The sequence below is a fragment of the Nonomuraea sp. NPDC049421 genome (assembly GCF_040677005.1).
Classification (GTDB): Bacteria; Actinomycetota; Actinomycetes; order Streptosporangiales; family Streptosporangiaceae; genus Nonomuraea; species Nonomuraea salmonea.
The window spans coordinates 53,688-67,578 of record NZ_JBFAQA010000009.1; the positions used below are offsets into that span (position 1 = coordinate 53,688).

Below are 13,891 nucleotides of genomic sequence, written 5' to 3' on the forward strand. Positions count from 1 at the left end.
ATCTCAGCCCCGCCGTCGTGTGCGGGCCGCCGGTCAGGGGAGAGGGCGTTGCCCATGCCTAAGGGGCCCAGAGGCCTCCCTGAGGCTTTCTGGCCTCGCCCCTGCCGCCTTCCTTGGTGACAAGGGTTACCCGCCCCCGATCATGGGGGCGGGCAGGAGTGGTCCGCTCAGTCCTTGGGGCGGGTGGGGCGGAGGAGGGCTTCGGCCAGGGCGAGCATGGTTTCCTCCAGTGCGCTCAGGCGCTTGGTCAGTTCGTCTGTTGCCGGCTGGACGACCTCTGTGACCACGCCTGAGACGGCGCCGGTCATCGCCTCGCCGTCGGGGCGGGAGCGGACCAGTTCGCTGAGGGCTTCTGTGGCGGCGGCGAGGCGTTCTGACTGTTCGCCTGCGTGGGTCTGGAGGAGTTCGCCCACCTGTTGGGTCATTCGGTCGGTCAGGTCGGGGAGGTCGCCTACGCGGCGGTTGACCGCTTCGATGCGGTCGTCGACCGACTCCAGGTGTTCGGTGGCCTGTTCGGCGCGGGTGGCGAGGCCGTTCAGGTGGGTGTTGAGGCCGTTGAAGCGGCTGTCGAGGCCGCCGAAGTGGTCGTCGAGCGAGTCGAAGCGGCTGCTGATGTGCTCCTCGGCCTCGACCAGGCGTTCGTCGATGGCGTCGACCTGGCTGTCGAGGCGGTTGAAGCGGCCCTCGTTGCGGGTCGCGATCTCGGCGGCGCGCTGGTCGGTGGCCTGCAGGCGTTCGTCGAGCGAGGCGAAGCGGGTGTCCATGCGGACGTCGAGGGCGTCGAAGCGGTCGTCGTGCCGCCCGAGGTGGCCGTCGAGGGTGCCGAGGCGCTTGTCGACGGCGCCGAGCTGGCCGTCCATGGACGACAGCCGCTTGTCGACGCCGCCGATGCGCCCGTCGAGGCCGTCGAGCCTGGTGTCGATGTCGGCCAGGCACTCGTCGGCCGACTCCAGCCGGCTGTCGAACCCGGTGAGCCGGGAGTCGAGGCCGGTGAGCCGGCCTTCGGCGCGTTCGAGGCGGGCGTCCACGGCGCTGAGCCGGGACGTGAGGCGCTGCTCGCTCTCGCCCAGCTGCACGGCGAGGTGCTGGTCGGTCTCGTCGAGGCGGACGGTCAGGCGCTGCTCGACGCCGGCCAGGCGCTCGCCGGCCTGCTCGTCGGCCTCCTTGAGCCGGGCCACGAGCCGCTCGTCGGCCTCCAGCAGGGCCGTGGCGAGCCGCTGGTCGGTCTCGTCGAGCCGGGTGCTGAGGCGCTGGTCGGTCTCGCCCAGACGGGCCGTGAGCCGCTGGTCGGTCTCGTCCAGCCGAGTGGTGAGGCGCTGGTCGGTCTCGTCCAGGCGGGTCGTCAGGCGCTGGCCGGTGTCGTCGAGGCGGGTGGTGAGGCTCTCGGACAGGTCGGAGACCGCGACCTCGACCCGGTCGGTGCGGGACGTCAGCTCCGCCATCGACCGGTCGAGCCGGGTGAAGCGCCCGGCCGCGGCCTCCATGCTGGCGTTGAGCCCCGCCAGGGTGGCGGCGAAGTCGGCCATGCCCTTGGTGATGCCGTCGGTGGTGTCGAGCACCGACTGCAGCCGGCTGAGCGCCTCGTCGACGCTCTCGCCCACGGTGCCGAGGTCGGCCCACACGCTCGGCAGGTCGGTGATCGGGGAGACCCTGGCGTCCACCCCGCTCACCCTGTCGCCCACGGCGTCCACGTGGTCGCGTACGGCCTCGACGTGCTGCGCGAGGCCCTCCGCCCACATCGGCGGCTTGGCGGAGATCTCGTCGAGCCGCCCGCTCACCGCCTCGATGGAGCCGCTCAGCCCGCCCAGCTCGCGCTCGCGGACCTCCCGCAGCAGCCATTCCATGCCCTCCAGGCGCTGGCGGATCTCGTCGAGCACCGCGCCCTGGGTCCGCTGCTCGTAGACGTGGTCCTGGGCGGCCCGGGCGAGCAGGTCCCGCATCCTTTTGGGGACGACGTCGGCGTTGTACGCGCCCGATTGGAGAAGGGTGGTGTGGTTGGAATGGTCCACCGAAAGCTCCTTCGCTCGCCGACGGACTGCCGCGCAGTGGTCGGGTAGGTCCGGTTCAATATCTGAAGAGCGAGAACGCGGTTAACCGCAATAGGGGGAGAACTCCCGCCCGCCCACCTTAGCCTTTCGATCAAGGTCCGTCAGGGCTGAAGTGAAAGATCGAGGAAAGCGATTCGATGGCCGAATTTGGCGATTCAGGCAGGTGAGGAGGGCTTACAGAGGATTACCGAAGGTTTGTCGAGAATCCTGGTCAGGGCGATGACCATGGTGTTCTCTCCGCTGAGCCGCAAATCGGCACGGAGGCGCTCGATGTCGACGGCGGACCCGCGCTTCTTGATGGTGACATTGCCGATTTGTCGGGCGCGGAGGGCGGCGCGGAGTTTCTTCAGAGAAAAGGGGATGATGTCTTCTATTTCGTATCTGGCGGCCCATGGGGTGTCCGCCGGAGCGTCGGACGTCACGTACGCGATCATCGGGTCCATCAGCCGCCCGCCGACCAGCTCGGCCACCTCGCCGACGAGGTGCGCGCGGATGGCGGCGCCGTCGGGCTCGTAGAGGTAGCGCCCCGGCGGGCCCACCTCGGCCGTGACGCCGGTGGCGGTCAGCGTGTGCCCGCCGGGCAGCAGGGCCGCGCGCCTGCCCGTGGTCACGCCGGCGCCCGTCCACAGCGTGGCCTCCTTGACCTCCCCCTTGTACGACACCCACTCGGCCAGCGCGCCCTCGGGGATGAACTCGTACGGGATCGCCGGCGCCACCTTGAGGCAGGCGAGCCGGGCGCGTGAGATCAGGTCGAGCACCACGGGCCAGGGCGGCGAGTACGCCATCGGGTCGAACGTCCGGCCCCTGCCCGTGCGCCGCGCCGGGTCGGCGAACAGCGCGTCGTACTCCTCGGGCCGCACCTCCGCCGCGTCGCCCACGTGGACGGTCACCCGCTCGCCCAGCCCGAACGCCTCCGCGTTCGCCCGCGCCACGGCCACCGTCAGCGGGTCGGTGTCGAACGCCGTCACCGCGCACCCTGCGCGGGCCAGCGCGAGCAGGTCGCCCCCGATGCCGCAGCAGGCGTCCACGACGCGGGCGCCGGAGGGCGGCAGGATGGGCGCCTGGGCGGGCGCCTGGGTGTGCGGCAGGGTGGGCAGCAGGGCGGCGCGGTGGGCGGCGACCTCGGCGCGGGTGGCCTGTTCGAGCCCGTGCGGCGTGAAGAACATCCGGTCGGCGTCCGCGCCGAACTTGGCCCTGGCCCGCTGCCGCAGCCCCGCCTGGGTGAGCGCGGCGGAGGTGAGCGCCGCGTCGTACGTCTTGCGCAGGGTCGTGGCGGCGGCCACGGGATCGGCGCCCGCCAGTTCGCCCGCCTCGGCGAGCGCCCGCAGGCCGCGCGGGGTCAGCAGCTCGGTGAAGGCGTCGAGGTCCACGTCACCTGACGTTAGCGCCATGCCCGCCGTCCTCAGGACGGGGAGACCTGGGCGGGAGACCTGCATGAGGTGGTGCGGGTAGGAGGTGTGCAGGTGGGTAGGGCCGGGGCGGGTCGGCGGCGTCGTGGTCCGAGCGGGCGGGAGCGGCGTGGCCGGTGGGGCGAACATTCGTGCACGTGGGAGACTGGACCAGGTCAACGGCCTGTTCCCAAGCTCTGATCGCTCTCAGCAGACGCGTTCGTGTTGACTGTCAAGCCCCTCTTGCATATGTTTCCTTTTGGCACTCTCCCCTTGAGAGTGCCAACGTGCGACGAGGCAGGTCTGACACCCGCGACGGCAGGCCCAGCTGGTCGCCTCTTCTAGATCATTCAAATCTGAAGGGGAGGTCCGATCGTGACGACCGCCACCAAGGTTCCCGTTAAGCCGCTCGGCGACCGCATTGTGGTTCAGCCGCTTGAGGCCGAGCAGACCACCGCTTCCGGCCTGGTCATCCCGGACACCGCCAAGGAGAAGCCGCAGGAGGGCAAGGTCCTCGCGGTGGGCCCCGGCAACTGGGACGAGGACGGCGAGAAGCGGATTCCGCTCGACGTCTCCGAGGGCGACATCGTCCTCTACAGCAAGTACGGCGGCACCGAGGTCAAGTACGGCGGCGAGGAGTACCTCGTGCTCTCCGCCCGCGACGTTCTCGCGATCATCGAGAAGTAGGCCGGATGTGTCGAGCCCCGGGCGCTCTTGAGGGCGGCCGGGGCTTTCGACGCTAGGAGAGGACTTTCAGACAATGGCGAAGATCCTGGAGTTCGACGAGGACGCCCGCCGCGCGCTCGAGCGCGGCGTGAACGCCCTCGCGGACGCCGTCAAGGTAACCCTCGGCCCGCGTGGCCGTAACGTCGTCATCGACAAGAAGTTCGGTGCGCCGACGATCACGAACGACGGTGTGACCATCGCTCGTGAGATCGAGCTGGAGGAGCGCTACGAGAACCTCGGCGCCCAGCTCGCCAAGGAAGTGGCGACCAAGACCAACGACATCGCGGGCGACGGCACCACCACCGCGACCGTCCTGGCCCAGGCCATGGTCCGCGAGGGCCTGCGCAACGTCGCCGCCGGCGCCTCGCCGCTGTCGCTCAAGCGCGGCATCGACAAGGCCGCCAAGGCGGTCAGCGACCGCCTGCTGTCGACCGCCCGCGAGGTGGCCGACAAGAAGGAGATCGCCAACGTCGCCACGATCTCCGCGCAGGACGCGCAGATCGGTGACCTGATCGCCGAGGCGTTCGACAAGGTGGGCAAGGACGGTGTGCTCACCGTCGAAGAGTCCAACGCCATGGGCATGGAGCTCGAGTTCACCGAGGGCATGCAGTTCGACAAGGGCTACCTGTCGGCCTACATGGTCACCGACCCCGAGCGCATGGAGTCCGTCCTCGAGGACGCCTACATCCTGCTCACCCAGGGCAAGATCTCCTCCATCGCGGACTTCCTGCCGCTGCTGGAGAAGATCGCTCAGACGAAGAAGCCGCTGCTCGTGGTCGCCGAGGACGTCGAGGGCGAGGCCCTGGCCGTCCTGGTCACCAACAAGATCCGCGGCACCTTCACCTCGGTGGCCGTCAAGGCCCCCGGCTTCGGCGACCGCCGCAAGGCGATGCTGCAGGACATGGCCATCCTCACCGGCGGCCAGGTCGTCAGCGAGGAGGTCGGCCTCAAGCTGGAGCACGTCGGTCTCGAGGTGCTCGGCACGGCCCGCCGCGTCGTCGTCACCAAGGACGCCACGACCATCGTCGACGGCGCCGGTGACGCGCAGGCCATCGAGGACCGCGTCAAGGAGATCAAGATTGCCATCGAGCAGTCCGACTCCGACTGGGACCGCGAGAAGCTGCAGGAGCGGCTGGCCAAGCTGGCCGGCGGTGTGTGCGTGCTGCGCGTCGGCGCCGCCACCGAGGTCGAGCTGAAGGAGAAGAAGCACCGCCTTGAGGACGCGATCTCCGCGACGCGCGCCGCGATCGAGGAGGGCATCGTCTCCGGCGGTGGCTCCGCGCTGATCCACGTCTCCAAGGACCTCGACGACCTCGGTCTGTCGGGCGACGAGGCGACCGGTGTCGGCATCGTGCGCCGCGCGCTGGTCGAGCCGGCCCGGTGGATCGCCGAGAACGCCGGCCTCGAGGGCTACGTCGTGACGCACAAGGTCGCCGAGCTGGAGGCCGGTCACGGCCTCAACGCCGCGACCGGCGAATACGGCGACCTCATCGGCCAGGGCGTCATCGACCCGGTCAAGGTCACCCGCTCGGCCGTTCAGAACGCCGCTTCGATCGCGGGCATGCTGCTCACGACCGAGGCGCTCGTGGTGGACAAGCCCGAGGAGGAGGCGCCGGCCGCCGGCGCGGGTCACGGTCACGGCCACGGCCACTGACCGTCCCTTCCTTCCGCCGACCGTACGGCCCGCACCCGCTCAGGGTGCGGGCCGTACGGCTTTCCTGGTCTGTACGGCTTCGCGGTACCCGCGTTGTGGAAGGGCGGGGGAAGGGGCACTCACGCTGGCGGTGCTCAGATCGTGGGGTGAGGGAAGGGGCACTCACGCCAGGCGGTGCCCAGGTCGTGGTGAGGCCGCGGGGGTCGGCACGTACGCCTCGTGGTGCCTGGGGTCGGCGTGGGGCGGGGGTGGGCACGTACGCTGGGCGGCGGTCGGTGTGAGGAGGTGGCCGGGGGCGTGCGGTACCGGCGGGCGGTGGAGCGGTTGCGGATGCTCGCGCGGGCATGTGAGCAGACGCGGCGGGTGCGGGCGGACGAGCCGTTCCTGCGGGCGGCGTACGTGTTCGGCGACCTGCTCGGCGGGGCCGACGAGGTCGAGTGCCTGGAGGTGGCGTTCGTGCTGAACCTGCCGCCGGAGGAGGTGGCGTGGGGCACACAGCCGCCGGGGACGGCCTGGCTGGTCGACTTCCTCGAGCTGGACAAGGGCGGGGTGGCCTACGTCTGGCGCTCGCAGCGGGACCCGGTGGCCAACCATCACATCAGGGAGCCGGTGCGGTTCTGGTCGCTGGACGGCATGGAGGAGGACGTGCTGGCGGCGCTGGCGGAGCGGCGCTTCCGCGAGGCGCGGGCGGCGTCCGCGGGCGGGGACGCCGGCAACGGGGTGGCCGACGTCGAGGCGGAGCTGCGGACGGCGCTGGAGCACCTCAGGGCGGTGCACGGGGCGTACTGGGACCGGCGGTGGCGGCGCGAGCACCGGAGCCTGGGCCGGTACCCGGAGCATCACCTGTGGGAGGCCGTGCGGGGCTACCTGGAGCTGCTGGACGCGCGCGGCGATTGACCGGGTGCGTGCGGCGCGGCGGCTGAGCGGGTGCGTGCGGCGCGGCGACCCGGCGAGTGTGCGCGGCGCGGTGTGACCTCGGCGGAGGGCGCCGCGCTGAGGCCGGTTCTGGGTGGGCGGGTTATCGGGCGATGGGGGAAATTGGGGGGAAAGGTGGATTGTTGGTCGTAAACCGGGAGTGGGCGATAAGCGTCAGGGGTCTGACAAATGTCGTGCATTCCGGGTTATCAGGTGAAATATTATGTCAGTATTAAGGCTTAGTGTGGTCGCCTGATTACTGCTCGTTATCGTCGCTTCAATGTGACCAATCCGTAGCCGTTCGCCATGACGACAGGCCGGATCAGTGCGGGCATCATGCCTATCGTGAGCGAGGGAAGCGTCGCCGACGCCAAAATTGGGGTAAGGCTCGCGTCGAGACTTCCGGCACGGACGGATGACTCCGACCTTAGGGAACTGACGAGCCTCGCCGTACAGGGGGATCGCAGTGCGATCGAATCCCTGCTCGGCGAGTTGCGTCCGATGGTGGTGCGGTATTGCCGCGCCCGGCTGGGCAGGGTTTCAGGGCAATATCACATTGCCGATGACGTCGCCCAGGAGGTGTGCATCGCGGTGTTGTCCGCGCTGCCGCGATACCGCGACATGGGGCGGCCGTTCGCGTCGTTCGTGTTCGGCATCGCCTCGCACAAGGTGGCCGATGCGCTACGCAGCTCGGTACGGTCGGCGGTGCCGACACAGGACCTGCCCGACGGCCCCGACGACGGCCCGGGGCCCGAGGAGACCGTGGTCCGCTACATCGAGGTCGAGCACGCCAGGCGGCTGCTGGCCAGGCTGCCCGAGAACCAGCGGGAGTTGTTGCTGCTGCGGGTGGTGTCGGGGCTCTCGGCGGAGGAGACCGGTAATGTACTCGGTATGTCACCGGGTGCAGTGCGCGTCGCCCAGCATAGGGCGCTGGCCAGGCTGCGGCAGATGGCCGAGCTGGAGTCCGCTTGACGCCAGAGGACGAGACCGACGCGCTGCTCGACGCGCTCGGCCGTGGAGAGATGCCCGATCCGGGCGATCCCGCGGTGCGGCTGCTGGCCGTGCTGCGGGATGACGTGACTCAGCGGCGCTCCTCCGTGTCGATGACGCCGTCGACGTAGCCTCTGGCGTAGTCCCAGCTGACGTAGTCGGCGGGGTCAGGGTGGAAGGCCGGCTCGTGCACCTGCGGCTGGCCTTTCTCGATCATCTGCTTGAGGTTGCCGCGCAGCAGATCCCAGTCGAAGAAGTGCTGCTCGCCACACTCCGGGCAGTCGAGTACGAGCCCCAGCACCCCCTGCGGTTCGAGCAGGGAACGGAAGACCTCGACGTCGGCGAGGTCCGTGATGGCCTCGTCGCGCTCGGCGGCCGTGAGCGGCTCGGCATCGTCGAGCGCGCCCATCGCTGAGGAAGGGTCGTTAGGGTCGTCCGCGAACGGATCGCGGGGGACGTCTTCCAGCACCTTCCCACCATATGACCGATGCGGCCCGCGCGGTGAGTATTACCTCAGCCATCCACGCCTGGCGGCCTCCACACCTGCGTGGAAGCGGGATTGGGCGCCCAACTCGGTCATGGCGTCGGCCCATCGGGCGCGCACGGTCCGTACGGACACGCCGAGCTGGCGGGCGATGGAGTCGTCGCACAGGCCCTGCGCGGCCAGGCGCAGCACCTGGCGCACGCCGTCGGCCCTGGGCGCCCACGGCAGGGGCTGCGCGCGGGCCCACAGCTCCGTGAACAGGGTGCTCAGCACGCCGACGATGACGGGAGTGCGCACGAGGTAGAAGTTGTAGGCGTGGTCGGGCAGGTTGCCGCCCCAGTAGGCGGGCAGGCCGGCCGTCTCGGACCCGGCGGTCATGAACCAGCTCGGCACCCGGTCGAGCGTGCGGACCTCGCCGCCGGCCGCGATGACGTTGGTCAGCTGGTCGCGTACGCCGGGGTCGGTCAGCGTGGAAACCGGGACGATGGCGCGTACGGTCAGCAGGTTTCGTTTTTGCGCATCAATCCAGGGATCCGCGAATTTACGCGCAAAATCGGTCATCGTACGTTCGTCGGGAATCGCGGTCAGTAAAGGCATCGGCGGCGACGGTGACTGCACCGCGATGCCGACGACGCTTTCGTAGAGGATGTCGGCGCCGCTCGCCATCTCCACCGTGAATGGGCCGCTGCGATAGTCGCGCCCGGCGTCGTAGTCGCGGATCAGGCCGCGGATGGAGCCGAGCGCCGAGTCGATTCTGCGGCTCTCCTCGGCGAGCCGGTCGAGGCGCTGCGCGATCACCCGGCCGAGCGCGGCGGCGGGGTGCCTGGCCAGATATTGGCCCGACTGCTCGTCGATGACGCCCAGCTTGACCAGGTCGTCGAGCTGGCGGCCTACTTTGTCGATCGGGCCGTCCATCGCCTGCGCCAGATCGGAACGGGTCGCCTTGTGCAGGCGCAGCACCGCGGTGTAGAGCGCGGTTTGGGCCGAGTCGAGACCCAGCGTCTCGAAGGGATCGGACACGGTGTGGGGCTCGTCGCGCATTCTGGGCGGCTCCGGCGGGGGGACACGGGCGTGCCGCGAGGATAACTCCGCGATCGGCGCCTGTCCCACCCTTTCGGCGAGTTGTTCCGGTGGATGTGCAGCTTCGTGCAGTTGCACGTTTGCCCATTGCGATACGCCGCTCCGTAACGCACGCTTTACCTAGCGTCGGCATTCAGAGATGGGCGCGGCGGCGCCGGCCATCAGGACGCGGAGGGGGGTTCGGTGGTGCGGAGCGCCACCTCGCCCGGATGCCGATGGCCCGGGGACGGGACGGATCACCGACCGTCCCGTCCCCGGGCACTTCCGATGCCGGGAGTACGAACGGCTGTGGGGGCCTTCGTCCTCTCGGCATCAGTGCGTTCCCCGCCGGATTCACCGAGTCCCCGATTCCTTGCCGAATCGCGCGGGTCGCCTCCCTGCATCGATGCGTTTGGAGGCAGGCCCTAGACTTGAGTCCATTCAGCGTGCGAGGCAGGAGGGGGCCGCGGCATGTCCAAGTTCACCGAGATGGGTTTGACCTTCGATGACGTGCTGCTGGTGCCCGGCTATTCAGATCTCCAACCAGGCGAGGCCGACACCCGATCACGCCTGTCACGGGGCATCACGCTGTCGATCCCGCTGATCTCCGCGGCCATGGACACCGTGACCGAGGCCCGCATGGCGGTCGCCATGGCGCGCCAGGGCGGCATCGGCATCCTGCACCGCAACCTGGCGGTCGAGGAGCAGGCCCAGCAGGTCGATCTCGTCAAGCGGTCCGAGGCCGGCATGGTCACCAACCCGGTGACCTGCAGCCCCGACGACACGCTCGCCGACGTCGAGCGGCTGTGCGCCACCTACCGCATCTCCGGCGTGCCGGTGACCGACGTGGCGGGCAAGCTCGTCGGCATCGTGACCAACCGCGACATGCGCTTCGAGACCGACCAGACGCGCCCCGTGCGCGAGGTCATGACGAAGATGCCGCTGGTCACCGCGCCGGTCGGGGTCTCCCGTGACGAGGCGTTCACGCTGCTGCGGCACAACAAGATCGAGAAGCTGCCGCTCGTCGACGCCGACGGCCGGCTGCGCGGCCTGATCACCGTCAAAGACTTCACCAAGAGCGAGCAATACCCGCTGTCCACCAAAGACGACGACGGCCGCCTGCTGGTCGGCGCCGCGGTGGGCGTCGGCGGCGACGCGGAGGAGCGGGCCAAGGCGCTCATCGACGCCGGCGTCGACGTGCTCGTCGTCGACGTCGCGCACGGCCACTCCAAGGGCCTCGCCGACATGATCGCCAAGGTCAAGGCCAACAGCGGCGTCGAGGTCATCGGCGGCAACATCGCCACCAGGGCGGGCGCCCAGATGCTGGTCGAGGCGGGTGCCGACGCCGTCAAGGTCGGCGTGGGCCCCGGCTCCATCTGCACCACCCGCGTCGTGGCCGGGGTCGGCGCGCCGCAGGTCACCGCCATTTACGAGGCGTCGAAGGCGTGCGCGCCCGCCGGGGTGCCGGTCATCGGCGACGGCGGCCTCCAATACTCCGGCGACATCGTCAAGGCCATCGCGGCGGGCGCCGACACGGTCATGCTGGGCTCGCTGCTCGCCGGCTGCGAGGAGTCGCCCGGTGAGCTGATCTTCATCAACGGCAAGCAGTTCAAGTCCTACCGGGGCATGGGCTCGCTCGGTGCCGTACGCAACCGCGAGCGCGGCGGCACCTCCTACAGCAAGGACCGCTACGCGCAGGCCGAATCCGGCGGCGAGGACAAGTACATCCCCGAGGGCATCGAGGGCCAGGTCCCCTACCGCGGCCCGGTCGCGGCGGTCGCCCACCAGCTCGTCGGCGGGCTGCGCCAGGGCATGTGGTACGCCGGCTGCCGCACGATCGAGCAGATGCACACCGACTGCGAGCTCATGCCGATCACGGCGGCGGGGCTCAAGGAGAGCCACCCCCACGACATCCAGATGACCGTGGAAGCTCCGAACTATCACAGAAGGTAAGTTCATGACTCAGCAGGTGGAGATCGGCCGGGGCAAGACCGGGCGGAGGGCGTACTCGCTCGACGAGATCGGCCTGGTGCCCTCGCGGCGCACCCGCGACCCGGAGGAGGTGTCGATCGCCTGGCAGATCGACGCCTACCGGTTCGAGCTGCCCGTGGTCGTCGCTCCCATGGACAGCGTGGTCTCGCCGGCCACCGCCATCGAGATCGGCCGGCTCGGCGGCCTCGCCCCACTCGACCTCGAAGGGCTGTGGACCCGCTACGAGGACCCGCTGCCGCTGCTGGAGGAGTGCGCCGCCCTCGACCAGGAGGCGGCCACCAGGCGGCTGCAGGAGATCTACGCCGCGCCGATCCAGGAGGAGCTGATCGGCCGCAGGATCGAGGAGATCCGCGCGTCCGGGGTGACCACGGCCGTCCGCCTGTCGCCGCAGCGCACGGTGCAGTACCACAAGGCCGTGATCGACGCGGGCGTCGACATCTTCGTGATCCGCGGCACCACCGTCTCCGCCGAGCACGTCTCCGGGCGGGCCGAGCCGCTCAACCTCAAGCAGTTCATCTACGAGCTCGACGTGCCGGTCATCGTGGGCGGCTGCGCCACCCACACCGCCGCGCTGCACCTCATGCGCACCGGCGCGGCCGGCGTGCTGGTCGGATTCGGCGGCGGCGCCTCCCACACCACCCGCAACGTGCTCGGCGTCGCGGTGCCGATGGCGACCGCGATCTCTGACGTGGCGGCGGCCCGGCGCGACTACATGGACGAGTCCGGCGGCCGCTACGTGCACGTCATCGCCGACGGCGGCATGGGCACCTCGGGCGACATCGCGAAGGCCATCGCCTGCGGGGCCGACGCGGTCATGGTCGGCTCGCCGCTGGCCCGCGCCGCCGAGGCGCCGGGGCACGGCTTCCACTGGGGCTCCGAGGCGCACCACCCCGACCTGCCGCGCGGGCGCCGGGTCGAGTTCGGGACGGTGGGCACGCTGGAGCAGATCCTGCACGGGCCGTCCAGCGTGGCCGACGGGTCGATGAACCTCATGGGCGCGCTCAAGCGCACCATGGCCTCCACCGGCTACTCCGACATCAAGGAGTTCCAGCGGGTCGAGGTCGTCGTGGCGCCGATCCAGCGCTGATCCTCCTCAAGACGCACGCGCGGGGCCACCGCTAAAGTCCCTGTCCATGGACGAATCGCTCGAAGACCGGGTCAAACGGCTCGAACAGCAGGTGGCCTCGCTCCAGCGTTACCTGGGCATCCAGCTCGACGACTCCGGCGGGCTGCGGCTGCCGCCGGAGTTCCACGAGGCGTTGCGCAACGGCAAGCTGGTCAAGGCCATCGCGATCTACCGCAAGGAGACCGGGGCCTCGCTGGTGCACGCCAAGAAGGCCGTGGAGAACATGCAGCGCCGCCTGTCGGTCGAGCCCTGACCCCCGGATGGCCGATCTGACGCACACCCACGCCCTGTCGTACGAGGGCGATCGGGTCGTCAAGCGGCACCTCGCGACCGAGCCGGGCGCGGGCGATCGGGGCACTGGCCAGGCTGCACGCCGCCGTGCCCGCCCACGTCCTGGAGGGCGTCCCCGTACGTCCCTATCAGCGGGAGGACGTCGTGGAGTGGGCCGGGCGCAGGTGCGCGGGATGGCGGTCCAGGGGCGCCAGGGCGGACCTGGCGGTCAAGAAGGGCCTGCGGTGGCTGGAGGGCTGGGATCCGGGCCAGGAGGGCGTCACACCCGTCTTCGGGGCCGGTGACGGGAGTGCGGGAGGCTGCACGCGCTGATGTGGCTTTTCCTGCTCTCGCACGAGAGTCGCCGCAACCCGCCGGGCACGTTCGGGCGTCAGGTGGAGCGGGTCCTCAGCCGCCTGTGAGCACGCCGAGCAGGTGGGAGACCTCGCGGGCCACCGCGTCGCGGCCCGCCTTGAGGTATTTGCGGGAGTCCACCACGCGCTCGTCGTGGGCCAGGTAGTCGCGCACGGCCCCGGTGAACGCCTTGTTCAGGTGGGTCGCGATGTTGATCTTCTTCATGCCCCGCTGTACGGCCTCGCGCAGCACGTCGTCCGGCACCCCGGAAGAGCCGTGCAGCACCAGCGGCACCGGTACGGCGGCATGCAGCTCGGCGATCAGCTCCAGGTCGAGTACCGCGTCCTTGGTCGTCATGGCGTGGGAGGTGCCGACGGCCACGGCCAGCGCGTCCACGCCGGTCCGCGTCACGTAGTCGACGGCCTCGTGCGGCTTGGTACGGGCCCCCGGCGCGTGCACGCCGTCCTTGCCCCCGACCTCGCCCAGCTCGGCCTCCACCCACACGCCGCGCTCGTGGCACCAGGCGGCGACCTCGGCCGTGCTCGCGACGTTCTCCTCGTCGGGCAGCGCGGAGGCGTCGTACATGACCGAGCCCAGGCCCAGCCCGACGGCCTCCTCGACGAGCGCGCGGTCGGTGGCGTGGTCGAGGTGCACGGCGACCGGCACCTCGGCGCGCCGGGCGACGGCGAGCGCGGCCAGCGCGATGGGCTCAAGCGCACCGTGGTAGCGCACACAGTTCTCGCTGATCTGCAGCACGACGGGCAGGCCGAGCGCCTCGGCGCCGGCGACGATGGCGGTGGCGTGCTCCAGCTGGATCACGTTGAACGCGCCCACCCCTGCGGGTGACCGACGGACGATGTCGCCGATGGGGGTGAGGGGCATGGC

Annotated in this window: 14 protein-coding genes; 9 read left to right on the forward strand and 5 right to left on the reverse strand. The window is 70.2% G+C overall.

All coding sequences use genetic code 11. The features are described from left to right. Positions 1–167: 167 nt before the first annotated feature. On the reverse strand, positions 168–2,009 hold the full coding sequence (locus AB0K18_RS17335) for a hypothetical protein (RefSeq protein WP_364914971.1): 1,842 nt from the start codon (positions 2,007–2,009) through the stop codon (positions 168–170). Between the two features lie 194 nt (positions 2,010–2,203). Then, a complete protein-coding gene (locus AB0K18_RS17340; RefSeq protein ID WP_364914972.1) occupies positions 2,204–3,439 on the reverse strand; it encodes a methyltransferase domain-containing protein in 1,236 nt (411 codons plus the stop codon). Between the two features lie 369 nt (positions 3,440–3,808). Between AB0K18_RS17340 and groES the strand changes: the two genes are divergently transcribed. The 5 genes from groES to AB0K18_RS17365 all read left to right on the forward strand — a co-directional run bounded on the left by groES (position 3,809) and on the right by AB0K18_RS17365 (position 7,852). Next, positions 3,809–4,123: a co-chaperone GroES gene (gene groES, locus AB0K18_RS17345; protein WP_219545199.1), complete on the forward strand. Its 315-nt coding sequence runs from the start codon at positions 3,809–3,811 to the stop codon at positions 4,121–4,123. Positions 4,124–4,196: 73 nt separating this feature from the next. After that, positions 4,197–5,816: a chaperonin GroEL gene (groL, locus tag AB0K18_RS17350; protein ID WP_345395756.1), complete on the forward strand. Its 1,620-nt coding sequence runs from the start codon at positions 4,197–4,199 to the stop codon at positions 5,814–5,816. 297 nt (positions 5,817–6,113) lie between these two features. Further along, positions 6,114–6,713, forward strand: coding sequence for a hypothetical protein (locus AB0K18_RS17355; RefSeq protein WP_364914973.1), 600 nt, complete (start codon positions 6,114–6,116; stop codon positions 6,711–6,713). Positions 6,714–7,067: 354 nt separating this feature from the next. Further along, a complete protein-coding gene (locus tag AB0K18_RS17360; RefSeq protein WP_132334441.1) occupies positions 7,068–7,703 on the forward strand; it encodes a sigma-70 family RNA polymerase sigma factor in 636 nt (211 codons plus the stop codon). Beyond that, positions 7,700–7,852: a hypothetical protein gene (locus AB0K18_RS17365; protein WP_345395765.1), complete on the forward strand. Its 153-nt coding sequence runs from the start codon at positions 7,700–7,702 to the stop codon at positions 7,850–7,852. Before AB0K18_RS17360 ends, AB0K18_RS17365 begins: the two co-directional genes overlap by 4 nt. Here the strand turns inward: AB0K18_RS17365 and AB0K18_RS17370 are convergent. Both AB0K18_RS17370 and AB0K18_RS17375 read right to left on the reverse strand, forming a co-directional pair. After that, a complete protein-coding gene (locus tag AB0K18_RS17370) occupies positions 7,813–8,190 on the reverse strand; it encodes a DUF5319 domain-containing protein (protein ID WP_355425493.1) in 378 nt (125 codons plus the stop codon). The genes AB0K18_RS17365 and AB0K18_RS17370 overlap by 40 nt on opposite strands. A gap of 39 nt (positions 8,191–8,229) precedes the next feature. Further along, positions 8,230–9,246, reverse strand: a complete 1,017-nt coding sequence (locus AB0K18_RS17375; protein ID WP_364914974.1) for a LuxR C-terminal-related transcriptional regulator — start codon at positions 9,244–9,246, stop codon at positions 8,230–8,232. A 489-nt stretch (positions 9,247–9,735) separates the two neighbouring features. Between AB0K18_RS17375 and guaB the strand changes: the two genes are divergently transcribed. The 4 genes from guaB (at position 9,736) to AB0K18_RS17395 (ending at position 12,985) form a co-directional block, all read left to right on the forward strand. Continuing rightward, a complete protein-coding gene (gene guaB, locus AB0K18_RS17380) occupies positions 9,736–11,217 on the forward strand; it encodes an IMP dehydrogenase (protein WP_364914975.1) in 1,482 nt (493 codons plus the stop codon). A 4-nt stretch (positions 11,218–11,221) separates the two neighbouring features. Beyond that, positions 11,222–12,343 carry a GuaB3 family IMP dehydrogenase-related protein gene (locus AB0K18_RS17385; protein WP_364554795.1) on the forward strand — a complete coding sequence of 374 codons (1,122 nt, stop codon included), beginning with the start codon at positions 11,222–11,224 and terminating at the stop codon, positions 12,341–12,343. A 46-nt stretch (positions 12,344–12,389) separates the two neighbouring features. Then, positions 12,390–12,635, forward strand: coding sequence for a hypothetical protein (locus AB0K18_RS17390; protein WP_345395777.1), 246 nt, complete (start codon positions 12,390–12,392; stop codon positions 12,633–12,635). Positions 12,636–12,760: 125 nt separating this feature from the next. Next, positions 12,761–12,985 (forward strand): hypothetical protein, encoded by a 225-nt coding sequence (locus AB0K18_RS17395; protein WP_364914976.1) that lies wholly within the window; start codon positions 12,761–12,763, stop codon positions 12,983–12,985. A gap of 75 nt (positions 12,986–13,060) precedes the next feature. Here the strand turns inward: AB0K18_RS17395 and AB0K18_RS17400 are convergent, their stop codons facing one another. Further along, positions 13,061–13,888, reverse strand: a complete 828-nt coding sequence (locus AB0K18_RS17400; RefSeq protein ID WP_364914977.1) for a class II fructose-bisphosphate aldolase — start codon at positions 13,886–13,888, stop codon at positions 13,061–13,063. Positions 13,889–13,891: the final 3 nt, after the last annotated feature.